This window comes from Bacteroides cellulosilyticus, assembly GCF_020091405.1.
Taxonomy (GTDB): Bacteria; Bacteroidota; Bacteroidia; order Bacteroidales; family Bacteroidaceae; genus Bacteroides.
In genome coordinates, this window is sequence record NZ_CP081903.1 from 3,785,110 (window position 1) to 3,807,572 (window position 22,463).

Consider the following 22,463-nt stretch of genomic DNA (forward strand, 5'->3'; position numbering starts at 1 on the left):
GTGTTATAGGAATGTAATGTGAATGACATCTTTCTTTTGCTTTTTAGGGCTTACTTTGCCGTGAAATTAAAATTCTAAAAAGAGAAGAAACATGAAATCAATTCGTTTTTTATCCTTGCTGCTTTTGCTGAATTTATTTGCAGCAGGAGGGTATGCAGCAGACCAGCCCGTTAAAAAAGAGATTGTCGTAAGTGGTGTGGTGACAGATACGCAGAAACAACCTGTTACAGGTGTTGTTGTGACAGATGGCGTTAATTTTACGCAGACTGATGATAAAGGGCGTTATCAGTTGGTATCTGATCCCGCACAGTCTAAATTCGTTTATCTTTCTGTTCCGGCGGACTACAAAACTAATGTAGAGAATGCATTGCCTGTTGGCTATTATGCCCGGATTGATGCAAAAAAGAAAAAGAATCGTTGTGATTTCAGCTTGGTGAAGAGAGAACAGCCGGTTCAGGATTTTACCTTTATAGCTATCTCTGATCCGCAGGCAAGAAATGAGGAACAGTTGGATCGCTTTGCTTCGGAAACTGTGGTTGATTTGGAGGAAACATTGAAGCAATTATCTTCGCAGGAAGTTTACGGAATGGTTCTGGGAGATATCGTCTGGGATGTTATGCCTTTGTATGATTCGTATAAGAAGGTTATCTCTGATTTGGACTTAACTATGTATCATGTGATTGGTAATCACGACTTTGATCAGCAATATACGGCACTGAGCCTCGCTACGAATAAGGAAGAATACGGGGAATTGGTATTTGGTGAGCATTTTGGACCGACGGATTATTCTCTTAATGTAGGGAAAGTGCATATTATTTCGATGAAAGACATAGATTATAAAGGTAAGAAGAAATATACGGAGCAGTTTACCCCTGAACAATTGGAATGGTTGAAAAAGGATCTGAGCTATGTGAAGCCGGGTACTACCGTACTGTTGAATCTTCATGCTCCTACGGCTAACAGTACGGGTAGAGGAGGAGCCAATGCCCGTAATGCCGAACAACTTTTTGAGATACTAAAAGATTATAAGACGCATATCTTTGTCGGTCATACTCATTTTTATGAAAACCGCATTGTGACTCCTGTTATCTATGAACATAATATTGGTGCAGCTTGTGGTGCCTGGTGGGCAGGACATGTAAATCGTTGCGGTGCTCCCAATGGTTATCTGGTGGTAAATGTGACCGGTGATGACATCTCCTGGCAGTATAAGGCTACCGGTCGTCCATTCGATTATCAGTTTCGTGTGTATAAGCCGGGTGAGTTTCAGAGCCAACCTAAGTATCTGGTGGTTAATGTCTGGGATTATGATCCGGCATGGAAGTTATCCTACTATGAAGACGGTGTTGAGAAACCGGGCGTAATGGAGGCTTTTGACGATGAGGATCAGGATTATATTACAATGAAAGAAGGAAAGGCTACAGGATATCATACATCACACTTATTCCGGGTACATCCTACGGATAAGGCTAAATCAGTGAAGATCGTAGCAACAAATCGTTTCGGTCAGAGCTTTACTCAGACTGTAGATTTGAAATGACAGGCTTTGAATACTCGTTTATGACGGGTTTATAAACAAAAATAGCTGCAAGTTTTTACTTGCAGCTATTTTCATCTTGCACGGGAGGAGAGGCTCGAACTCCCGACACCTGGTTTTGGAGACCAGTGCTCTACCAACTGAGCTACTCCCGTGTTTGCGGCTGCAAAGGTAATGTAAACTTTCAAATATGCAAGAGGGATGAGCGATTATTTTAACGCTCTCTCGTCTTATAACATCTGTAAGTCCTGATACATAATGCGGTAGGCTGCTGCTTTTTTTTCTAAAGCAAGCGGATAAGCGCGCGAAGAAGAGGGCATCCGATAGAGTCGCATAGGTCTGCCATCAAAAACAAACTCTGTAAAATCTCCCACTTTCGGTTTTTCAAGAGAGAACTGTTCGCATAAAGTTTCCGTTGCTTTCTCACCTGTAGTAACTATGGCTTTACATTCCGGTAAGCGGCGGAGCATGCCCTCGATATCCGTAGGCTCTACAACTTCCAGAAATTTGTCGGATGCATTGTCCTGCAACCGTCGTATGGCGGTAGCTGTATCAAATAGGGCAATGCCTTTTTCTTGCAGGAAAGGGACAATGCGATCTTTGTCGAAAGCTTTTGCCGCTTCGTTCAGAAAATGGTTCTTATCATTGAAGAATAGGAATCCTACAATCCGCCACATATCATTGTTCCAGTTCGGATAGTAAAACTCCATCGACCACCTTTTCTTTTGAGGTGGAAAACTTCCCAGCATCAGCAAACGGGCGTTAGCAGGAAGAAAGGGTTCTAAAGGGTGTCGTTCGATTTGCATACTGCTATTTCCAGATTACTCATTTTTTCTGTGATGCGGAAAGGGAAGTCCGGATATTCGTACAGGCTGAACCGTGATTCGGTTTTGCCTTCCGTATAATTCCAGATACTTGCGTAGTCTTCCACATCTTCTCCCATGGCACGCAGTTGTCGCAGGTAGGCGGCTATGGACTTATTCTCTACGATATAGACCTGTCCGAGTTGATTGATTATCGGGCTGTGGCTACGTGTTCCGTCGTGGTCGAAACGAAGGATGCGCTTTCCGTCTTCGGTCATTCCCACCAGATTGAACGTCATGCTCTTGCCAATGGCGGGCAGGTTCAACACGCTGCGGTCCGTGGCAAGGAACGGAAGATGATGTATTTTCAGGAACTGGCGGATACAGGATGCAGGATCAAGTGCGGTTTCGAGCGATGCAGACAGGTTGAAGGCATCTTCTTTATTCAGTTTGCCGAAACGCTTTTCTTCTTGCTGTTCCTGCATGGAACGGCTGTTTGGTGTAAAGACTGCGTTGTTTTCTTCGAAACCTTTTACGGAGAATGTATAGTAGCAGACAACTCCCAGTTCGTTAAGTACCTGGCGTAGGCGAGTGGTATGTCCCCGACGTGAGGCAGCTACGTTATACACAAGTTGGTTGGTAATCAGCCAGCCTGCCGATAATAATTTGCGAATACCTTCCTTTGCCTCGGGAGTAACCTCCAGTGGCGTTTGGAAATGCGTTTGAATAATGAACTGACGGATACCGATGACGGATGCTTTCTCCTTGAAAGTTCGCAGAATTTCTACCAATTCATTGTTGATACGCATTGGCAGATAAGCTGGCAAACGCGATCCGAGGCGAATACGCTGTAACTCGGCATACTTTTCTCCTTCCGGGCGTTCCTGATTGGCTTTCCGTTTACGGGCAGCCATGCGGTAAACGGCTTCCAGAATTGTGTTTAGCGTCTTGTTCTGACTCATGAGGGCATCTCCACCTGTGATGAGGATGTCACGCAATTGGGTATCTTCCTCGAAGTAAGTCATCAGACGGCGTAATTTCTTCTCCCATGTTTCTTTAGGACGCAGGGAGTCAAACTCAAAATTGAGTCGTTTGCTCTGGAAGTCATACATGCGCTGGCAGGAAGCACAAAGCCCGCCACAAGCGCGTCCCATGGTGTCGGGAATGAGGATGGCTACTTCCGGATAACGACGGTGGATATTGTGCCCGTCGGGCAGGAGCCAGCCGGCCGCATTGGGTTTTCCAACTTCTACTATGTCTTCACGTTCCCAAGCGCGGATTTGCCCGTAAGTTTCCACCAGTTGCGGGGAGTAGAGGATGTAGCTGCGCAGAGATTCATCGTTGTATCCTGTACTGCCGGGATTTAACAAGTGCAGATAGTAAGGCGTAACGAAGAAAGGCATTCCTTTCTTGCGGGCACGAGATAACAGATACATGGTTTCAGCAGAAAGTGAATTGCCCAGAAAGCGATTCAGTTCCGTAGGGCTTTTGGCAGCCATGGCCAGATGGAAACGGAAGTCATTCCACCATTCGCTGACGAGATGGTATTTCTCTTCGTAGCTGACGCCCTCTTCAAAGTGGTAGCGGGAAACAGCGGTACGGTGCTCTATCTTCTGTATCAATGCGTGCAGAATACGCTCTTTATTTTTGGCATGGATTAGTTGTACGTCTTCGTCCAGTCCGCTGGGCCAGCGCTCGGTCCATGCTTTGACTCGTTGGGGTGCGGGGAGTGGGGCAGCAGGATGCTGTAAGCGTTTGAATTGCTGGAAAATATCCAGGAACACGTCTGTTTCCACATCTTCTTCCAGGTTTCCGGAAAGAAACGCGTATAGAAGTGACAGGGTAGAAACAATCATTTGTTCATCGGTAGAAAGTTCATGGACTTCCTGGCCGTCATATTCAATCAGAAGTCGAATTTGCCTGACAACTTCACTTTCCGTATCAGCCTGATTGGTAATGAATTCCGAAATGCCTTGCTTGAAGCTTTCCGTACCGTCGCTCTGTTCGGCGATGCGTACAATTTCGGGAAGTTCATTTCGATAAAGTTGCTTCAACTGGGATAAAGTGAGTGCAAGCATTTTCTTTTGTTTCATAAGCGGTTGTTTTTTAATGATTAATATTGAATGTTAGCTACAAGTTACGAGCTACAGCTTGAGAGTTCTGTTGATACAGAAACTCTAATAGCCTGTGAAAGGCTGCCTGACTTATTGAGCCTAAATCAAGCTATTTGAATTATCGGATCTTCTGAATAATCAGATTACTTGAACTAATAGGTTTTGAACTATCAACTTATCAGAGTTTTTTAACTTACCCAGTGCAATAGTTTGTCACTGATAGCTTGTAGCCTGTAGCTTAGCGGGCAAAGCCCGCTATATCTTACAACAATCTCTTTGCATAAAGTGTTGTTGCTCCTTTGAGCAAAAAAGTTGCATAAAAATAACAAAAAAAGGCGAGTATATCACTTCTCGCCCTTTCTATTGATTATTTCTTTAGAAAACTTTTTCTTTTGATAACAGTTTTTGCCTGATAGATATTTCAAGCTTATTTCTCTTCCGTGGCTTTGCTTTTCGGTTCTTTTTTAGCCAGTAGCACAACGTTGTACACGTATTCTGTCATCCACTGCTCCGAATACCCCAGACGCTCTTTATACTGGCGGACTGCCATAGCCGTCTTGTGTACATCGTCCTTTTTCCATACGGTCTTGGTACAGACGTCATGTACGGTCTTTTCGGTCATACTGCGCAGTGCGCCTTTAAAAACAGAGGGAACGCGGAACTTCCACTGCATCAAGTTGCCCATCAACATCATCAGGTCTTGTGAGAAGCCTTGATACATAAACAAGTATGTCTGCACATCATTCTGCGTGCGGCAATGTTTTTTTACGGAGGCATCGATTTCCTTGAAGAAGTTTTCACTCAGTCCATAGTCCTGCATCAGCATTTTGCGTGAAGCAGTCTTTTCGGCTTGTCCCAGTCGTCCGCCCTGAGTCGGTATTTTGAACAGGCGTTTGAAGTTGGCTACATCCGGTACGAAACGAATGTTCGTAATGCCTAGATTAGCGGCAATCACGGACTGGAAATAAACGCGTGTCAGTGACACGAAATCTTCCACGTTTTTGGAGGAAGTACCCTCGGAATTCTTTTTAAATAGTTTGGCAAATATACCCATCTGATTTATGTTTTATGATTTATGATTTATAATTGCCGGGGCAATTGCGGTTGCAAAAGTACGAAATAAGTTGATTTACACCAACAATTGTATAAATCATAATTTATAAATCATAAATCTCTTACCAGCACTCTATGTCATTTTCCACCTCTTCGAGGCGGTCTTTTGTGAAAACAGGGTCTTTGATACCCGCGCGTTTCTGTGCACGGTAGTCTTCCAGCAGTTTGAAAGCGTATTTACCGAGCAGGCTGATGGCAATCAGGTTACAGAGCGCCATCAATCCCATGGTGACATCTGCCAGACTCCAGGCCACATCCAGTGCAGCGAGTGCACCAAATAGCACCATGCCACCTACCAGAATACGGTAAATGTTCAATATCCATTTCTTACGGGTAAGATAACGTACATTGGCTTCTCCATAATAATAATTACCCAGAATGCTGCTGAAGGCGAAGAAGAACAAAGCAATAGCAACAAAAATGCTTCCTGCTGAACCTATCTCATTCGTTAGTGCCTGTTGCGTAAGTTGTACCCCGTTGGTAGAGCCGTCCAGTGGCGCACCACTGAAAAGTATAATGAACGCGGTGCAGGTACATATAATTAATGTATCGGTGAAAACGCCCAAGGTCTGTATCAGCCCCTGCTTTACGGGATGTGTGACGTGTGCGGTAGCTGCCACATTGGGAGCGGAACCCATACCTGCTTCATTGCTGAACAATCCCCGCTTGATGCCTTGCATCAATGCAATACCTACGCCACCGCCCAATGCCTGTTGCCAGCCGAAGGCATGGCTGACGATGAGTTTGATAACGGCAGGAAGTTCAGTGATATTGATAGCTACAATAATCAATGCCAAAGCAATATATCCCAATGCCATAATGGGGACAATGATACTGCTCACTTTAGCAATGCGCTGTACACCACCAAAGATAATAAGCAGCGTAGCTATGGTAATAACCCCTCCTACAATGACGTGATCGAAGCCGAACGCATGTTCGAAAGCTGCACACAGTGTATTGCTTTGCACGGAGTTGAAGGCGAAGCCGAAAGTTATCGTAATGAGTACGGCAAACACAGTACCCATCCACGGTTGTTTCAATCCTTTCCGCATATAATAGGCGGGACCGCCGATGAAAGAGTCTTTGCCTCTCACCTTATATAATTGTGCCAATGTGGACTCTACGAATGAACTGGCAGCACCAAACAAGGCAATGACCCACATCCAGAACACTGCTCCCGGTCCGCCTACAGCGATGGCGGTGGCTACACCCGCCAGATTGCCCGTACCTACGCGGCTGGCAATGGAGATGGCAAATGCCTGAAATGAAGAGATATGCTTTTCACCTGGCTTACCGTTTGTTCCTGCTGAGTCACCCAGTAAACGTACCATTTCACCTATCATGCGGAACTGTACGAAGCGGGTTTTCAGCGTGAACCAAAGGGCACATCCCAAAAGCAGAGCGATAAGGATATAGGTCCAGAGAATATCGTTGATTGAATTGATTATATTCATGCTATATTGTTTTATATTTACTTGTTTAATGATAAACTGTCGGTTCTTCTGTCTGAATTTATGATTCTAAGGATTACAAAAGATGTGCTTATAACTGGTTGATTGTGAATATGTTATACTGAGGCTATCTCAAGTAACGACTGAGGTACCCTAAGGTAACGACAGAGGCACCCTCAAGTAACGACAGAGATACCCTAAGGTAACGACTGTGTCCGGCTCCTCTTTTCTGTAAATAACTTTCTGCTCATCCCCAAGAAATAAAAGTCAGGATTGAGGAATAATCATTTACTTTAGCCTGAAGTGAAACTTATGACCTTCAAATACCGGTTCTACAATATCAAACCGGATGAACTTGGCAAGTAAATGTTCCGCTGCACGTCGGGAAAGGCGTGCCAGCCTGCAATACCTGTTCAGCGATAGACTGTCATTTTCTTCCAACAAGTCAAGCAATAACTGTTCGCGCTCTGTATAAGTTATTAGTTCTCCCCGCGGACTACCACTTTGCTGCCATACACGCAGATGCACCGGTGTGGCGAGTATATTCTCATCCTTGATGCGCAGATAAGCCAGCGGTTTTCCTGTTTCATCCTTGGCATATACGGGTTTTTGCAGACTTTCCTCAATCTGCACTACCAGCACGCTGCGTCCTTCCGCCTGAAAGGTCTGCATGGTATAGTTCACTTCCGGCTGACAGTACATTTGCGCTGCCGCCTCTATCATATATTGTTCCTCGTCAGAGCGAACTCCGGCGATCTTTCCGTTATCTTTAACTCCGATCAGCAACCGCCCGCCGTCTGTATTGGCAAAGGCGGAGAGCGTTTTTGCGATCTTACGGGCATCGGAAATCTCAAACTTAAAGTCCTGCCTTTGGTGTTCGCCTTCGGCTATGAGCATGTGTATGTATTCCGTATCTGTAAGGGTTTTCATGCCTGCAAAAGTAGGCAAAAAACGCCAGAGGACGCCTTTTTGCGCAATTTTTGCGGATTATTTCAAAAAAAATATTGTTTTTCTGCATTTATTTCAAGAAAGAGTGTATTTTTGCCAGACATTATTAACGAAGTAATATTAATAAGAAAAGGATTATGAAAGAATTAGTTGAAAAAGTTGCTGAATTGTATGCAGCATTCGAGAAAGATGCAAAAGCTCAGATTGAAAATGGTAACAAAGCTGCCGGTACTCGTGCACGTAAGGCTTCTTTGGAAATCGAAAAATCAATGAAAGCATTCCGCAAAGCATCTTTGGAAGCTGCTAAATAATAAGCACGCTTACTGAAAGAATTGAAAGACCGTCTCAATGAGAGCGGTCTTTTTTGTTTATCCGGCACAAACATAGGACCACCTGATATTTTCGGTGTACCCATCAAATAATAAGCAATTTGTTCAGCCGTTGGGTAACGCGGATCTCTTTATTAATTCTTTTTCAAACTATATACATTGTGTATATGATATATCTTTTATATCTTTGTAAAAAAAGAAAGGAGTTATTATGGCGACAATGACATTAGAGAAAAAAAGAAAAAATATAGATTTGCCTGTTGACGTATTACAGCGTTTATCGGTTTTGGCTGCTTCACAAGGTAAGAGTTTGAAAGCTTTCATAGAGCACCTCTTGGTGGTAAAAGCAAATTCTATTTCTGTGGAAGTTTTAGAAAATCCCAGTCCAAGTGGCGATTCCTTTTTCGAAGATACAGAAAATATGGCTGAGATCTCAGCACGAGTGAAAGCACATAAAGCAGGAAAGACAAAATCTGCTATAAAGCTTAAATCAGCCGAGGAAATCAAGAGCTTTATAGATAATCTCTGAGATGAAATATATCATAGAGTTTGAAGCCAAGGCTATAGAAGATTTAGCTAAACTGAAGAAATCGGGAAATAAAGCATTAATTACTAAAATTGAAAGATTACTTTTGGAAATAGCAGAACACCCTACTGTGGGAACTGGACAAGTGGAAGCATTGAAAGGCACTCTATCCGGTTATTGGAGCAGGAGAATTGATAAGTTTAATCGTATTATTTATACCATTGAAGAAGAAATTGTGACAGTTACAATAATTTCGGCTAAAGGGCACTATGGTGATAAGTGATAAGTTGTGTAGTGGATATGAACGAAAACGTCCTTAATAAACTGAAGATACTGGCGGAATCAGCGAAATACGATGTTTCGTGTGCGTCCAGTGGTACTGTGCGTTCCAACAAGCCCGGCATGTTGGGGAATACTGTCGGTGGCTGGGGCATTTGCCACAGTTTTGCTGAGGACGGGCGTTGCATTTCACTATTGAAGGTGATGCTGACAAACTATTGCCTATAAGTAACTATTGTACTTATTAGTAATATATTGATTATCAATGTTTTATGTTTTTTTATTGCGACAGCTCATAAAATGCAGGGGCGGCAATAATACTAAAACAACTACCCTTTCAATAAGTCTTGTTCTAGTAGTTTGGAATGAACACTATCCCATAACTCTTTTTGCTTCTCATTCAACATATCTACAGATATGAACGTAGTACCACAAAACACAATATCGCTATATCTTATTACTGGTATTAGTCCGAATTTAGTCCAAGCAAAATAGTTATCGTTATATTTATCTGATATGCCAGTGTTGCATAGGTATATTTCTTCATTGATATTAATAAGTGTCTGTATGGAGTGTTCCAGTATATCAAACATCCGACCTCTTAAATCATACTTTATGCCATCCGCTATTACCCTTTTGCGGAATCTGGATAGCAAATGCTGCGATAAGATAAAGGCATTATTCAAATTGATATAAACAAAGTCAGTAGTATTATTACCTCTTCTCATATATCCTACTATGAAGAACTGGTTAATACTCTTATAGAATACAAAGAAGTAATACCCTTGTATGGCAGTAACTTTCATACGCCATTCATCACTACTAGCACCATCTAGACTAGTAATGAAATCTATCATTTCTTGGCTATATGCCAGATTAAATAATTGTTCTGCGTATTCTGCTATATTCATGCCTTACAAATTAAAAAAGGCTACCACCGAAGTAGTAGCCCAATTTTTGTTAGTCATCAATCTCCGACAAAACTTGTTTCCTCAACTCTGGAGAAGCATTTTTCAATGTTTCCGTTATCTTGGACAGATTCAGTTGCAAATCTATATCGCTAGGCTCTATCTTTACAACTTGCTCCAAAAAGCTGACATATTCTTGATATTTATCAAGTTGCTGTCTAGCTTTTCTAACGAGTTCTTTCCCAGATGCTTTGGACGAGAACCAGCCACCAAGTCTTTCAAATTGTGTGGCACGGTCAGAGTTAATCACTTGTACAAAAACTTGCGCATTTACAGTTTCAATAGTTGAAGTATTCATAATAATTATATTTTTTGAACACGGCAAAATTACCGCTAAAGTAAATGCCTCTGTAAATGCGCTGCAAAGGTATGTAATATATCCGTAATATAAAAAACTTCTTGGAATATTTTTTTAATAAGTACTTTATATAGGCATCTTATTAATCAGTATATCCAGTACTATTAGTTAATGTACTAGTGAGAAACTACTAGTAATACCGTTACTACTATACCCCACAGTCTTATCACTATTAGCTATACTATTTTTTAACTAATGTACTAGTTCCGAAAAATAACGGCTGTCATTACTAGTACTACCATCACTTATTTGGGCACACAAAAAGTCGGCAGGATAACTAACAACTTCTATCATCACTGTTTTTTACTTACTAATAAGTTATATAGCCGCTACTTCGATAAATTGATTAATCGCTAATACATAACAATTTAGCTATCTGTTCCGAATATCGATTATCCGTAAATAGCCATAAATATAAACCATTGTCAAAAGAACTACATAAAATCACTATTCTTGTCTGTTAGCTTGCTGACAGAAGAAAATAACGGTAATATAGCGATATAGATAAACCGCCTATAGAAAGTGTTCCTTTGATTAGGTACACACCCGTAAAATGAATATAATCGTATAGAGATAAAAAGATAGGAACTACCACGAGCAGAGGTATAACCAGAACTGCCCGTAGTAATTCAAACACTATAGATTTTACAGTATATAATGAAACTAACATTGAATCATGGAGTATTACACATTTGAACAATTAAAAGAAATGGCTTTCAAGGATGGCATTACCGGCAATAAGGTAGCTGTTGGTATATGGGCTAAGATGAACGGTTTTCTAAAGAAAAAGAAGCAGATAAACAAGCGTAGAATTACATTCTACTTTAAACTGGATGATTGGCAACCTCATAATGTATGATTGCCAAAGCCTTTCTATAAGACACCATCAAAAACAGCACATAATACCTATTTCGGCATACATAGTTAGCCAGACAACACAAGGAAGTGAATTACAGATATTTTTTAAAGATAGTCTTGGTAAAGTGGTACTAAGGAAAAATGAACCGTAGTCCATGGGAAATTTGACACCAAGTATAGGGGAAAAATGATACTCTATACATTACTACAATACTAACATTACAACATAGATAATTCAGTGCTGCGCACTTCATTATCAGATTTTTAGCTTTCGTAGATAAGTAACTAATGACAAAAACGTAACATTATGATGATATACAACAACAGACTGTTCAATACAAGGAAGGAATTGAAACGGTATCTAGGTGGAACACGTAAATATAACAAGGCTCTGAAAAGCGGAGAAATTCATAACATATACCAAGAAGAATCAAATAACCAACCGTTTGCGCACAATGGAACAACAATATACGACACTGACAAAAGACATTAATAATCTAGATAATAAGGATGCTATGGTATATGCCTATATAAAATCAAGGATGAATTATAAAACTTCCATTGCAGATAATGTTACAGAAAAGGAGATTTCCGAAAAATTAGGCATACCATTAAGCACTGTAAAAAGAAGCGTTTCAAGGATAAAGAATAATAAGAATCTTATTGATAAAGTGATAAGTAACAATGTAATAGCAGAGAGAAGCTACAAAACGTACAACAAATATTATATGGCAAAATGTAATGAGAACTTCTTCTATATTTATAACAGTTTCTTTAATAATGATATGAACATTGCAGAAGCCAGTGAGAGAATCAACGTAAAGAACTTCTTACTTAAAATAAAGGCAATATGTAAAAAGGAAACGAACAAGTATATAAGTGAAAGTCCGTATCTGGACGGACTTAACAAAACGGAACTGTCTAAGAAACTGGGCATTGATGCAAAGACATTAAATAACTATCTGGAAATGGCAGTCAATGCAGGACAGATAAAATATATAACTAATGGTTTGCTGATACTGAACAAGTCCATTATTCCAGATTTTAAGAAAGATGATACAGATACAAGAATCTATCATATTATTTATGACTGGTGTATTGATAACGGTGTTGTTCCACCAGACAGAAATGATGAAACAACAGTAATGGCAAATGGCAGTATCAGAAGAAGAAACAGCTTACTTGTTGAAATAGCTGGAAAGCTAGGTTATATGAAAGATGAAGATATTAGGAGTTTACTAACTAATAGAATAACTTCCGAAGAAATAACATTGGAATATATAGCTAAAGTACTGAATATAAATAACAAGAAGAAAGAAGAGATAGAGTATTCCGTCATACTTGACTAAACTAACTAATCACCTACATTCAGTTTAGCTGAAAGTCAAGAGAACAGATATATAAGGTACTTAATACAGAAATCCCCCTCCCCATGCAGCCAGTGACCTAAAATATATAAGAGTGGCTGTCTTTACGGTTGGCAAACCCCTTTAGTCCCCCTCTGTACATTGATATAAAAAGAATTATTAATCATTTAAACTTTTATCAATATGAGAAATTTAGTTATCATGCCAACAGAGAAAAGAACTTTGAATTTAGGTGAGTTTGCAGAAGAAGCAACTATAATTGTGGAAGAAACTGCAAAACCAAGCATTACTTTCTTGGAAGCAAATACAGATTCTATCACACTGGAAGAACTTGCAAACAAATGTGTTGTGCCTACTTGGGCAAACCAAGAATTAACCATTGCACACCAAGACTTTATTTCTTGTGTGCATGAAGCTGCAAGTACATTCTATGCAGGTGAAAAGGTGAGCTTTCCAGAAATAAGAGTTTCACATATAGTACGTGGTAGAATACCGTCTGCACTAGGCAAGAAAGCAAGTGAACTGTTAGAATGTGAAAAGACACAATTCTATCAAAGACTTGCATTTGCTTTTACTGTTCCAACCATTTTTGAAACAATAAGAGGGCAAAAACTTGAATTGTGCATAGGTGGGGTAAGAAATTACAGTGACTTGAATCTGTACCGTTCTTCCAAAGGCTTAGAAAAGTTCTCTATCTTTACTGGTTGGAGAATGAAAATTTGTTCTAATCAGATTCTTACTGGTGAGGGTGTGAGGTTCAACATGGAAGTAACCAATATCAATGAGCTTTACAGAAATGTACTGGAATTGCTTAACAGCTTCAATGCAGCCAAAGAAATACATTTGATGCAAACACTATCAGATACTTATCTGTCTGAAACACAGTTTGCACAAGTGGTAGGCAGAATGAGAATGTATCAAGCACTTTCACCAGCAAGACAGAAAGCAATACCAAGACTTCTAATCACTGACAGCCAAATAAATAGTGTGTGCCGTGATTATTACACAAATGAAGTGTTCGGAGTGAAAGACAATGCCATATCTCTTTTTGATTTTCACAATTTACTCACACAGTCAAACAAAAATAGCTACATAGACAGCTATTTACAACGTGGGGTAAATGCTACAGAGGTAAGTGTTGGATTAAACAATGTATTACAAGGACTGGATAATAAATATTCTTGGTTCTTGGGCTAAACTAACTAATAGGGCATCTATTTATTAGGTGTCCTTTTTTTATTCACTTAAAAATACTACAAAATGAATGATAATGAAAAACTAGTACTATGGAGCATACTAGTAGTACTGTTACTAATAATAATTGGTATTATCAATCCCTTTTTGCTGATACTGATTTTATCCATCTTTATTTATATACAATCATAAATACTCACTAATATACAAAGTGAATGTTTTACTAGAAATCAATACATTAGCTAATTGGCTAGTATGTTGGTAATGGTGAAACATTCACTTTTATTTATTTACATATAAAACAGAACATTATGAGTTTAAAATATTCAAGCACTACAGCAGATTATCTAGTTTGGTCTGATGCAATGAACTTAATAAGAAAATTGGCTAAAGATGGGAATTATAAAATTTCACTTCTTATAGCTTTGGGGTGTTTCACTGGTTTAAGAATATCTGATATTTTAGCTTTGAGATGGAAACAGATATTAAATACCAGTGAATTTACAGTAATAGAGAAAAAGACAAATAAGGTGAGAACTATTAGAATAAATGCCCAACTTGGGCAGCACATTAAAGAATGTTATGAACAGATAAAGCCTATAGGAACTAATGCACCTATTTTAGTGAGCCAAAAAGGAACTGTTTTCACTATCCAAAGAATCAATGTGATACTAAAAGAGGTGAAAAAGAAGTATAAATTAAAGATTAAGAACTTTAGCTGTCATTCCCTTAGAAAGACTTTTGGCAGACAAGTTTATAATATGAACAGTGATAATTCAGAACTTGCCTTAGTTAAACTGATGGAGCTGTTTAATCATAGTTCTGTAACCATAACTAAAAGATACTTAGGGCTTAGGCAGGAAGAACTACTAAATACTTATGACTGTCTAAGTTTCTAATCTGTTGGAATGTGACAAAGTTTGAAATTTCTGAACCATTTACAGAAATAGAAAGTTTTGTCACATTCTGATAGTCTTATGTAAGCCAGTTCCGAAATGATGTGAAAACTGTTTTTTAAAAAGGCATGGTACGGCTTGTAGTTTATGGAATGTGCGATTTTTGGAAACTAATAGTTGGTATGATTACCTAATACCTTACTACAGATATGTTTTGGAACACTTAGAACTGCATTTATCAGCGTTTTGTCTTTAGCCATTCAAAACCTTTCATTAACTTTGCAACAATTTCAGTGGGCTTAATGTGTTAAGACACTGGAAGGACATATTTAACGAAAGGTGTTATTGAGATTATCTTCTGAAATCAAATCTCGCAAATTTGAAAGACTGTGAAGATGATAGCAATAGCACCCCACCATTTGATATATACCTACCTTATATCTATAAGGCTCTTAGATATTGTCAAAATTGGTGTGGGTTGCTATTGTTTTATCCACAGTCAAAAGGCAATGCGAGAGCCGGATTTCAGGATAAAGCAAATATAGTTCCCACACCTTATTTTTTATCCGCTTTTGTCTGGGAATTGGAAGGCATAGGGCATAGTTATTATGGAAAACAATAAGATGAACATTTTAGTGGAATTTGAACTTGGTGGAGAATCTATCAGTTTGCCTTATTACACATCCGACAAATTTAAAAATGGGGATGAAGAATCTGCTTTTACGGCTATTTGCACAACACTTAGTGCTATGAAACAGAAGGCTGGAAGTGTTACCATTCATAATTTAAAAATCTATTTTAACGGTCAGACTGTATTTGAAAAATCGGAATACTGCATACCTAATTACACTCCTGCATTTCAGTCTTAGACGTTAAAAAAGGAAAACAGATTACTTGTTACTATAGTAGGTGTAATTCTCCCATCTCGTTTTTATAATCCGCTTTCTTTGGAGAATAGGAAAGCATAAAATCTGTAATATGACCAATAAATTACTAATACTCAGTTTGCTATTTCTAGGATTTAATGAAGTGCGTGCGCAAGAATCCATCAATTTGATATTCAAGTATAATGGATTTTCATATGACCCATATAAAGTTAGTTTTATAGCGTCTAATTTATCATCAAATGGTAGTAAAGAGGAAATTGATAAACTTTCAGAATATTATGCACAGAATGAGAAAGAAATTCTTCATTCATTTGATTGCAATAACTTTTTGCGGTATATCACTGATATAGCCAAAGCAAAAGAAGAACGTAAACAGCAGATGGCAGCAGGCTGGAATATATTAATGAATGCAACTGCAATGGGGATTGCGGCAGGGAAACAAAGACAAGCAGAGATTGATAATCAAAAAATGATGCAGCAAGCGGAACTGGAAACTCAAATGGATAGATTGCAAGCTCAAAACAAGCAGAAAGCAGAGGTTTTTAATAAGATGCAAAATTCCCAAAATGGCACTTCTGGCAAGCAGCAAGCATATAATACCCAAGGTGGTTATAGTGATTTATTAACGTCAGACCCCAATTGGAATAAGCAAGTTCAAATGTCTATTCAGCAATATGGAGTTGAAAAAACACGCCAAATGATTAAAGAGGGCAAAATCAAGAATACACAAATGAATGCCACAACGGGAGGATATGGTGGAAAAATCATATCAGCAGTTACAGAAAGTAGGCAAGCGATAAGGATTCAACTAAAAGGTAATAACATTGGAGATAGGGTTGTCGCATATAGTTTAAAAGCAAAAGTTGGTGGGCAACAAGACTGGATTGCTACAGATGGTATTATCAGTAAATGTTCTTCTACGCTTGAGTTCTCGTATGAAACAAGTATTAGAATAGGACAAGATATAGTTAAAGTTTATTTCGATATGTAATAAGTAAAAATAACAAACTAGTCAGTAGTCAAAAAATGAAAGCAATAAATATATTACTGATACTATTATTGGCAATGGTATCATTGAAAGCTAATGCAGGTGATATTGATTATATCAAAAATGCTAATGGCATTATCCTTATTGGAAGTAAAAGTAATATGGGAAGCATTAACAGTATCAATGCAAGTTATATCGCAGGTTATACATCAGCAAGAGATACTCCACCCATATATAGTTTGGAGTTTTATTCAGATGGAGAAAAAACACAATATGCAATCAGAGTCTTTTTGTGGTCAACACCTAAAAAATCTCACATATTTCCTTCTCACTCAAAAATGCTTCTAAAATTAGCTGATAATTCTGTAATAGAACTAACTTCTGTATTTAATGATTTTGATATAGAAAAATCATTTACATCGGCATATTTCCCAATTTCAGAATCTGAACTAGAAAGAACATTTGCGGGAATAACGAAAACAAGAATAGAGGTATTATCCATAAACAAAGACGATGGTTCCATTTTTACAGATTATCAAGACTATGAATATAAAAAAGATAAAATGGGTAAGCAAATGGAGAAATGGCATGATGCTATTAGCGAAGAATATAGCAAAAAAGGCGCGGAGCTATTGAAGCAAAATCAAAAAAATGAATTAAAAGACATTAATGAAGGATTCTGATATATTGAACGGTCATTAATCGTTTCAAAATTATTGCAGCAATAAATAAATTTAAACAAATTAAATATCAAATAGACATGAAAACATTTAGATTAATCGGAATGGCTTTAATAGCTATCCTTGTTAGCGTAAACTTTGCTTCTTGCAGTAGTGATGATGAAGAAGATGAAGAATATACTCAATGGAATCCAGAAGATTATGATGTTATTACAAATAATATGGCATTTACCATAACCAATGAAGGGGCTATATTAGAGAGTGCCAATCCGAATTTAGCAGGACATATAGAAATACCAAAAGAAGTGTACTATGAAGGAACTAAGACCTCATACCCAGTAATCGCTATTTACTACGCAATGAATAACTGTACTAAAATAACTTCTGTCTCAATTCCAAATACAGTAGAAACTATTGGTGATGATGCGTTTAGAGACTGTACAAATCTCAACAATGTAGTTATACCTAATAGTGTACTATATATAAGAAGCGGAGCCTTTGGCAATTGCAGCAGTCTTACTTCTGTTAATATTCCTAATAGTGTAATAAGCATAGCAGGAGCTTTTTCTGGCTGTACCAATCTTACTAAGATTAACATTTCCAACGGTGTAAAATATATGCAGGCAGCCTTTGCTGGTTGCACTAGCCTCACTTCATTTACAGTACCTAATTCTGTTGAGGATATTGGAAATTGTTTTGAAGGTTGCACAAATTTGACTTCTGTGGTCTTACCTCAAAACGAAAAATTTACGGCATTACTTGGAGGGGCTTTTGCTAATTGTAAATCATTATCAACTATCACAATACCAAGTAGCATAAAACGCATATATAAAGGAGCATTTGAGGGGTGTGAAAAATTATCTTCTGTGCGTTGTTTAGCCACTACAGCTCCAGAACCACGTGAGCAAGACTATAATTTTTATAATTACTTTTTTACGGTTACTGATATACTTTATATACCCAAAGGAAGCATGGATAGTTATAAAAACACATACCCATGGAGTGAATTTAAAAAAATAGTAGAAGAGTAGATTGATAACTTAGGATAAACAAAAAAGCGATACTTGGCACAATACCAAATATCGCTTTTTTCAGTTCTGAACACTTAATTATTAACATCATCTTTTAGACTTTACCGTAGGAGTAAGTCCGATAGTAGAGAAATAGTTCCGCATTATTTCTCTGTTACCAATAGGTTTCTTTATTAATTTTTTCATAGCTATAAAATTTAAAGTTTCACATATACAATGATATATGCTTTCTGAAACATTACCAAAATATAGGTACTACTTCTGTTATAAATTTAAAATAGGTGTACTTCTATAACTAATACTAGTAATGAAGTAGTAGCAGTAATATAGTATTCACTACTATACTGCCATATAATGTACTACTTATACCAGTAATACTTTACTAGGTACTATAATAATACTAAGTATATTATAGGGTTATTATTTTTGCTTATACTTATCTTCTTCTTTTAATTCAGGAAGTGGTTTTAGTAACTTATAGCTTTTGCAGATATTCCAAAGTTCATCAAAGCTATATCCTCCAAAAACTTCTTCACCAAACATTTCATTGTTATTACTTGTTACAGTAAAATCAGATATTCTGTCAGCTAATGAATTAGGTAATATTCTTATATTTTTTTTATTAAAAGTAGCTATATTATCATCTATAACAGCATAGCTACTAATAGCATGATTGCTATTGTATAAAATATTAAATGACAATCCCATTTTTAAATCTAGTTTTATTGTTCTCTTATACATTCCATAAGAGTAAATTCTTATAATTTCTATCAAATCTTTTACTATAGCTAACTTTTCTTCATAAATGGGTTGCTTATCTACTATTTTATAATGCTCTAGGCTTTGATTTATTTTGTTCTTTAATAATTCATTTTCTCCGTCTATCTTCTTTATAAACGATTTATTTTGTTCAATTTCCATTGTTAATATGCTAATATCTTTTGCGGCAGAAACATCATCATATATTCCTTTTCTATATCCTTCTCGTACTCTGTCCTTTTGTTTTTCAAGTTTAAATATATTATCTATATAGTTTTTGATTTGAGCGTTATTTTCATCTAATAAAGCTATGTTTTTAGCTTTCTCTTCTTGAAACTTTTGTCTAAAATTTTGGTATAAATAGATGCCTTTTATAGTTTCCCAACAAATATAGTCTAAGTAACCAGCACTAATACCGCCATTAGTACAACCTACTTTAGTATTAATCGAAGCTCTATTATCGCTACAAGCATAATTAATAAAGCCTGCACCAGTTAATACTACATTATAAGGCTTTTCGCAATTTCCACAGACTAATAAACCTCTTAATAAGGCTTTTCTAGTACGACCTTTATCTGCATACGTTTTATTCTTTTCTTTCTGAATTTGAGCAAGTTCCCATTTGGCAGGCTCTATAATTATAGGTGCATTAAAAGTTCTTTCTTTGATTACCTCACCATCTTTATTTCTATTCTTATAAATTGGTTCACCTTTATAAACTGGATTTTTAATCATTTTTATAATCATAGCCTTACTCCATAATTCACCTTTTCTAGTAGGTATATTCTTGGAATTAAGTAATGATTCTATTTCTCTTAATGGTTTGCCTTCAAGATACCAATCGAAGAATGTCCTTACTATTGTGGCTTCTTTTTCATTTATATACAGTTTCTTATTTTCTAGTTTATATCCATAAGGGGCATTAGCAGTATAGGCATTACCTATAGCTAAACTCCTCTCTTTTCCAGACTTAAATTTGGCTTTTAGATTTTCCGCATCCATTTGTGCAAATACACCTAGTATATATAACTGTAATTTAGCCATTGGGTGCATTTCTCCATTATCTTGTAAAGTAGTTAATCTTTCGTTCTTAAAATGTAAACATATACCCTTATTGCTAAATTCTTCCACTAGCGTAATGAAATCTATAGACTTTCTACTAAGTCTAGTTACATCCCAAAAGAATATGGCATCTACGTCAGCTTTACTTAATTGACGCATTTTAGTTAATTCTTCTCTAGTATCCATATCAAGAACAGCCGATTTTTTTTCTTCATATACCTTTACGAGTCTATAGCCTTCATACTTTACCGTAGCCTCTAATTCATCACGTTGGCGTTCATAATTTTGGTCTGTAGTAGATACCCTTAAATAAATAGCTGCTTTTCGTTCCATATAGTATAATATTTTGATGCAAATATAATGTATTTAATCAATAAATACAATAGTTATTGATATTTGCATTTATGATTGTGCCTATTGCATCAACCGTCGCTCCAACGATTTGCCCCGTGCCACGCTTACGGTGAGTGAGCTTGTCGATTTGACGATGGAGTTCTATCGCCGTAACTATATAGAGGGATTGTTCCTCAGCAGCGGAGTGGTGCGAAATCCTGATTATACAATGGAACGCTTGGTGCGCGTGGCAAAAGACTTGCGTACCATCCATCGTTTCAATGGCTATATCCATCTGAAAAGTATTCCCGGCGCCAGCCGTGAACTGGTGAATGAAGCGGGGCTATACGCCGACCGCCTCAGCGTCAATGTAGAAATACCGAAAGAAGAGAATCTGAAACTTCTTGCTCCGGAGAAGGACCATAAGAGTGTATATGCGCCGATGCGCTATATTCAGCAAGGTGTTCTGGAGAGTTCGGAAGAACGGAAGAAACACCGCCATGCACCACGTTTTGCCCCTGCCGGACAGAGCACGCAGATGATTGTAGGGGCTACGGCAGAGTCGGACAAGGATATTCTGTATCTCTCATCCGCTCTTTACAAAGGACCTACAATGAGACGTGTTTATTATTCCGGTTATATCTCTGTGAATACATATGATACGCGTTTACCGGCTTTGAAGCAGCCACCGCTGGTGCGCGAAAACCGCCTTTATCAGGCAGATTGGCTGATGCGCTTTTATCAGTTCAAAGTGGAGGAAATTGTGGATGATGCATATCCTGACCTGGATTTGGAGATTGACCCTAAGTTGTCATGGGCTTTGCGCCACCCGGAGCAGTTTCCGGTAGATATTAATCGGGCGGATTATGAGATGCTGTTGCGTATTCCGGGTGTCGGAGTAAAGTCGGCAAGGCTGATTGTGGCATCCCGCCGTTTTTCTAAGTTAGGTTTCTATGAGTTGAAGAAGATAGGGGTGGTCATGAAGAAAGCGCAGTACTTTATTACTTGCCATGAACTCCCCATGAAAACGGTGAACGAAATGACCCCGCAGGCCGTGCGCAGTTTGCTGATTACAAAACCGAACAAGAAGAAAGTGGATGAAAGGCAGTTGTTGCTCGACTTTCAGGATTAATGATATGTGATTTGAACACAGAGTAGAGGTACAGAGATACGGTTCAAATAAAGAACAGCCATGATTATATTTGTTTTTGATAATACTTTCGAAGGCTTGCTGACTTCCGTTTTTGAAGCCTATTCCCGTCGTGTTTTTCCTGACGCATTGTTTCCGGAAGGAGAGCCGTTGCCCCTGTTTCACGATGAAGTCTTCACAGTAATCACCGAAGAAGAAAAGGCGAAGCGCGTGTGGCGCGGCCTGCAAAAGAAACTTTCTTCCGGTGCTTTGTCGTGCCTTGCCCAGTGTTGGCTGGCGGAAGAAGCCGAAACGCCGATGTTGCTGTTCCGCTATATCCGCAAGGCGGTAGATGCTCCCCGTTCCATTGAGACGAACTTTGCCGACCCTGATGTGCTGGAATTTTCACGTATGTGGAAGCGGGTGGATTGGGAACGTCTTCGTATGCTCCAGTTTATCCGTTTTCAGAAAGCTGCCGACGGCACTTTCTTTGCTGCCGTGGAACCGGAAAAGAATGCCCTCCCTTTGGCCATCGACCACTTTAAAGACCGTTTTGCCGACCAGCCCTGGCTGATATATGACATCAAGCGGGCTTACGGATTCTATTATGATTTGAAAGAAGTACGTCAGGTTACATTTGAAGAAGGTTCGCGTGAGGGGCATCTCGTTACCGGTATGCTGGACGAAAGCCTGATGGACAAGGACGAAAAACTCTTTCAGCAACTCTGGAAGACGTACTTTAAAGCCATCTGCATCAAAGAACGGCTAAATCCGCGGAAACATAAACAAGATATGCCAGTACGTTATTGGAAACACATGACGGAGAAGCAATAACGGCAGCAGCTATCCTATG

At 38.4% G+C, this 22,463-nt stretch carries 21 protein-coding genes, 1 tRNA gene and 2 pseudogenes; 15 read left to right on the forward strand and 9 right to left on the reverse strand.

Annotation, left to right across the window (positions count from 1 at the left end):
• Positions 1-91 precede the first annotated feature (91 nt).
• The gene (locus K6V21_RS13760) at positions 92-1,540 is read left to right on the forward strand and encodes a calcineurin-like phosphoesterase C-terminal domain-containing protein (RefSeq protein WP_224318960.1); all 1,449 of its coding nucleotides are present in this window, start codon (positions 92-94) and stop codon (positions 1,538-1,540) included.
• A 79-nt stretch (positions 1,541-1,619) separates the two neighbouring features.
• Here the strand turns inward: K6V21_RS13760 and K6V21_RS13765 are convergent.
• The 6 genes from K6V21_RS13765 to K6V21_RS13790 form a co-directional block, all read right to left on the reverse strand.
• A tRNA-Trp gene (locus K6V21_RS13765) sits at positions 1,620-1,692 on the reverse strand.
• Between the two features lie 75 nt (positions 1,693-1,767).
• Complete coding sequence (locus tag K6V21_RS13770; RefSeq protein WP_224318961.1) at positions 1,768-2,343, reverse strand: uracil-DNA glycosylase family protein; 576 nt, start codon at positions 2,341-2,343, stop codon at positions 1,768-1,770.
• The gene (locus K6V21_RS13775; protein WP_224318962.1) at positions 2,319-4,433 is read right to left on the reverse strand and encodes a KamA family radical SAM protein; all 2,115 of its coding nucleotides are present in this window, start codon (positions 4,431-4,433) and stop codon (positions 2,319-2,321) included. Before K6V21_RS13775 ends, K6V21_RS13770 begins: the two co-directional genes overlap by 25 nt.
• Before the next feature lie 448 nt (positions 4,434-4,881).
• Positions 4,882-5,508 carry a hypothetical protein gene (locus tag K6V21_RS13780; protein ID WP_217715858.1) on the reverse strand — a complete coding sequence of 209 codons (627 nt, stop codon included), beginning with the start codon at positions 5,506-5,508 and terminating at the stop codon, positions 4,882-4,884.
• Positions 5,509-5,629: 121 nt separating this feature from the next.
• Entirely contained in the window at positions 5,630-7,021 is a 1,392-nt protein-coding gene (locus K6V21_RS13785; protein WP_224318963.1) for an alanine/glycine:cation symporter family protein, read from the reverse strand.
• A 285-nt stretch (positions 7,022-7,306) separates the two neighbouring features.
• Positions 7,307-7,948, reverse strand: coding sequence for a helix-turn-helix domain-containing protein (locus tag K6V21_RS13790; RefSeq protein WP_044264935.1), 642 nt, complete (start codon positions 7,946-7,948; stop codon positions 7,307-7,309).
• Between the two features lie 155 nt (positions 7,949-8,103).
• Between K6V21_RS13790 and K6V21_RS13795 the strand changes: the two genes are divergently transcribed.
• From K6V21_RS13795 to K6V21_RS13810, 4 genes and pseudogenes are all read left to right on the forward strand, one after another.
• The gene (locus K6V21_RS13795) at positions 8,104-8,277 is read left to right on the forward strand and encodes a histone H1 (RefSeq protein WP_007213067.1); all 174 of its coding nucleotides are present in this window, start codon (positions 8,104-8,106) and stop codon (positions 8,275-8,277) included.
• 229 nt (positions 8,278-8,506) lie between these two features.
• Positions 8,507-8,824 carry a hypothetical protein gene (locus K6V21_RS13800; protein WP_044532473.1) on the forward strand — a complete coding sequence of 106 codons (318 nt, stop codon included), beginning with the start codon at positions 8,507-8,509 and terminating at the stop codon, positions 8,822-8,824.
• 1 nt (position 8,825) lies between these two features.
• On the forward strand, positions 8,826-9,104 hold the full coding sequence (locus tag K6V21_RS13805; RefSeq protein ID WP_007215741.1) for a Txe/YoeB family addiction module toxin: 279 nt from the start codon (positions 8,826-8,828) through the stop codon (positions 9,102-9,104).
• 17 nt (positions 9,105-9,121) lie between these two features.
• Positions 9,122-9,325: pseudogene (locus K6V21_RS13810) on the forward strand (radical SAM protein); the annotation flags it as partial.
• A gap of 104 nt (positions 9,326-9,429) precedes the next feature.
• On the opposite strand, the gene K6V21_RS13815 reads toward K6V21_RS13810, so the two are convergent.
• Positions 9,430-10,011 (reverse strand): hypothetical protein, encoded by a 582-nt coding sequence (locus tag K6V21_RS13815; protein ID WP_224318964.1) that lies wholly within the window; start codon positions 10,009-10,011, stop codon positions 9,430-9,432.
• 49 nt (positions 10,012-10,060) lie between these two features.
• Positions 10,061-10,366, reverse strand: a complete 306-nt coding sequence (locus tag K6V21_RS13820; RefSeq protein WP_224318965.1) for a hypothetical protein — start codon at positions 10,364-10,366, stop codon at positions 10,061-10,063.
• 736 nt (positions 10,367-11,102) lie between these two features.
• On the opposite strand from K6V21_RS13820, the gene K6V21_RS13825 reads away from it, so the two are divergent.
• From K6V21_RS13825 to K6V21_RS13860, 8 genes are all read left to right on the forward strand, one after another.
• Entirely contained in the window at positions 11,103-11,285 is a 183-nt protein-coding gene (locus tag K6V21_RS13825) for a hypothetical protein (protein WP_005837375.1), read from the forward strand.
• Between the two features lie 541 nt (positions 11,286-11,826).
• A complete protein-coding gene (locus K6V21_RS13830) occupies positions 11,827-12,633 on the forward strand; it encodes a MarR family transcriptional regulator (RefSeq protein ID WP_309493906.1) in 807 nt (268 codons plus the stop codon).
• A 201-nt stretch (positions 12,634-12,834) separates the two neighbouring features.
• Positions 12,835-13,848 (forward strand): DUF3871 family protein, encoded by a 1,014-nt coding sequence (locus K6V21_RS13835; protein ID WP_224318967.1) that lies wholly within the window; start codon positions 12,835-12,837, stop codon positions 13,846-13,848.
• Positions 13,849-14,156: 308 nt separating this feature from the next.
• Entirely contained in the window at positions 14,157-14,744 is a 588-nt protein-coding gene (locus K6V21_RS13840; RefSeq protein ID WP_224318968.1) for a tyrosine-type recombinase/integrase, read from the forward strand.
• A 605-nt stretch (positions 14,745-15,349) separates the two neighbouring features.
• Complete coding sequence (locus K6V21_RS13845; RefSeq protein WP_224318969.1) at positions 15,350-15,610, forward strand: hypothetical protein; 261 nt, start codon at positions 15,350-15,352, stop codon at positions 15,608-15,610.
• A gap of 109 nt (positions 15,611-15,719) precedes the next feature.
• Entirely contained in the window at positions 15,720-16,619 is a 900-nt protein-coding gene (locus tag K6V21_RS13850) for a hypothetical protein (protein ID WP_224318970.1), read from the forward strand.
• A gap of 35 nt (positions 16,620-16,654) precedes the next feature.
• Positions 16,655-17,299: a hypothetical protein gene (locus K6V21_RS13855; RefSeq protein WP_224318971.1), complete on the forward strand. Its 645-nt coding sequence runs from the start codon at positions 16,655-16,657 to the stop codon at positions 17,297-17,299.
• Positions 17,300-17,376: 77 nt separating this feature from the next.
• Positions 17,377-18,327: a leucine-rich repeat domain-containing protein gene (locus K6V21_RS13860; protein WP_224318972.1), complete on the forward strand. Its 951-nt coding sequence runs from the start codon at positions 17,377-17,379 to the stop codon at positions 18,325-18,327.
• A gap of 420 nt (positions 18,328-18,747) precedes the next feature.
• Here the strand turns inward: K6V21_RS13860 and K6V21_RS13865 are convergent, their stop codons facing one another.
• The gene (locus K6V21_RS13865; protein ID WP_224318973.1) at positions 18,748-20,481 is read right to left on the reverse strand and encodes a recombinase family protein; all 1,734 of its coding nucleotides are present in this window, start codon (positions 20,479-20,481) and stop codon (positions 18,748-18,750) included.
• 61 nt (positions 20,482-20,542) lie between these two features.
• Between K6V21_RS13865 and K6V21_RS13870 the strand changes: the two are divergent.
• Both K6V21_RS13870 and K6V21_RS13875 read left to right on the forward strand, forming a co-directional pair.
• Positions 20,543-21,613: pseudogene (locus tag K6V21_RS13870) on the forward strand (putative DNA modification/repair radical SAM protein); the annotation flags it as partial.
• A gap of 60 nt (positions 21,614-21,673) precedes the next feature.
• Positions 21,674-22,444 carry a TIGR03915 family putative DNA repair protein gene (locus K6V21_RS13875; RefSeq protein WP_224318974.1) on the forward strand — a complete coding sequence of 257 codons (771 nt, stop codon included), beginning with the start codon at positions 21,674-21,676 and terminating at the stop codon, positions 22,442-22,444.
• The last annotated feature ends 19 nt before the right edge of the window (positions 22,445-22,463 follow it).

Excerpts from the sequence above, each read along its gene's own strand:
- K6V21_RS13860 (WP_224318972.1), top strand. The coding sequence starts at position 17,377 with ATGAAAACATTTAGATTAATCGGAATGGCTTTAATAGCTATCCTTGTT.
- K6V21_RS13840 (WP_224318968.1), top strand. The coding sequence starts at position 14,157 with ATGAGTTTAAAATATTCAAGCACTACAGCAGATTATCTAGTTTGGTCT.
- K6V21_RS13835 (WP_224318967.1), top strand. The coding sequence starts at position 12,835 with ATGAGAAATTTAGTTATCATGCCAACAGAGAAAAGAACTTTGAATTTA.
- K6V21_RS13785 (WP_224318963.1), bottom strand. The coding sequence starts at position 7,021 with ATGAATATAATCAATTCAATCAACGATATTCTCTGGACCTATATCCTT.
- K6V21_RS13800 (WP_044532473.1), top strand. The coding sequence starts at position 8,507 with ATGGCGACAATGACATTAGAGAAAAAAAGAAAAAATATAGATTTGCCT.
- K6V21_RS13820 (WP_224318965.1), bottom strand. The coding sequence starts at position 10,366 with ATGAATACTTCAACTATTGAAACTGTAAATGCGCAAGTTTTTGTACAA.
- K6V21_RS13805 (WP_007215741.1), top strand. The coding sequence starts at position 8,826 with ATGAAATATATCATAGAGTTTGAAGCCAAGGCTATAGAAGATTTAGCT.
- K6V21_RS13815 (WP_224318964.1), bottom strand. The coding sequence starts at position 10,011 with ATGAATATAGCAGAATACGCAGAACAATTATTTAATCTGGCATATAGC.
- K6V21_RS13865 (WP_224318973.1), bottom strand. The coding sequence starts at position 20,481 with ATGGAACGAAAAGCAGCTATTTATTTAAGGGTATCTACTACAGACCAA.
- K6V21_RS13875 (WP_224318974.1), top strand. The coding sequence starts at position 21,674 with ATGATTATATTTGTTTTTGATAATACTTTCGAAGGCTTGCTGACTTCC.
- K6V21_RS13770 (WP_224318961.1), bottom strand. The coding sequence starts at position 2,343 with ATGCAAATCGAACGACACCCTTTAGAACCCTTTCTTCCTGCTAACGCC.
- K6V21_RS13830 (WP_309493906.1), top strand. The coding sequence starts at position 11,827 with ATGAATTATAAAACTTCCATTGCAGATAATGTTACAGAAAAGGAGATT.
- K6V21_RS13795 (WP_007213067.1), top strand. The coding sequence starts at position 8,104 with ATGAAAGAATTAGTTGAAAAAGTTGCTGAATTGTATGCAGCATTCGAG.
- K6V21_RS13760 (WP_224318960.1), top strand. The coding sequence starts at position 92 with ATGAAATCAATTCGTTTTTTATCCTTGCTGCTTTTGCTGAATTTATTT.
- K6V21_RS13825 (WP_005837375.1), top strand. The coding sequence starts at position 11,103 with ATGGAGTATTACACATTTGAACAATTAAAAGAAATGGCTTTCAAGGAT.
- K6V21_RS13850 (WP_224318970.1), top strand. The coding sequence starts at position 15,720 with ATGACCAATAAATTACTAATACTCAGTTTGCTATTTCTAGGATTTAAT.
- K6V21_RS13855 (WP_224318971.1), top strand. The coding sequence starts at position 16,655 with ATGAAAGCAATAAATATATTACTGATACTATTATTGGCAATGGTATCA.
- K6V21_RS13790 (WP_044264935.1), bottom strand. The coding sequence starts at position 7,948 with ATGAAAACCCTTACAGATACGGAATACATACACATGCTCATAGCCGAA.
- K6V21_RS13775 (WP_224318962.1), bottom strand. The coding sequence starts at position 4,433 with ATGAAACAAAAGAAAATGCTTGCACTCACTTTATCCCAGTTGAAGCAA.
- K6V21_RS13780 (WP_217715858.1), bottom strand. The coding sequence starts at position 5,508 with ATGGGTATATTTGCCAAACTATTTAAAAAGAATTCCGAGGGTACTTCC.
- K6V21_RS13845 (WP_224318969.1), top strand. The coding sequence starts at position 15,350 with ATGGAAAACAATAAGATGAACATTTTAGTGGAATTTGAACTTGGTGGA.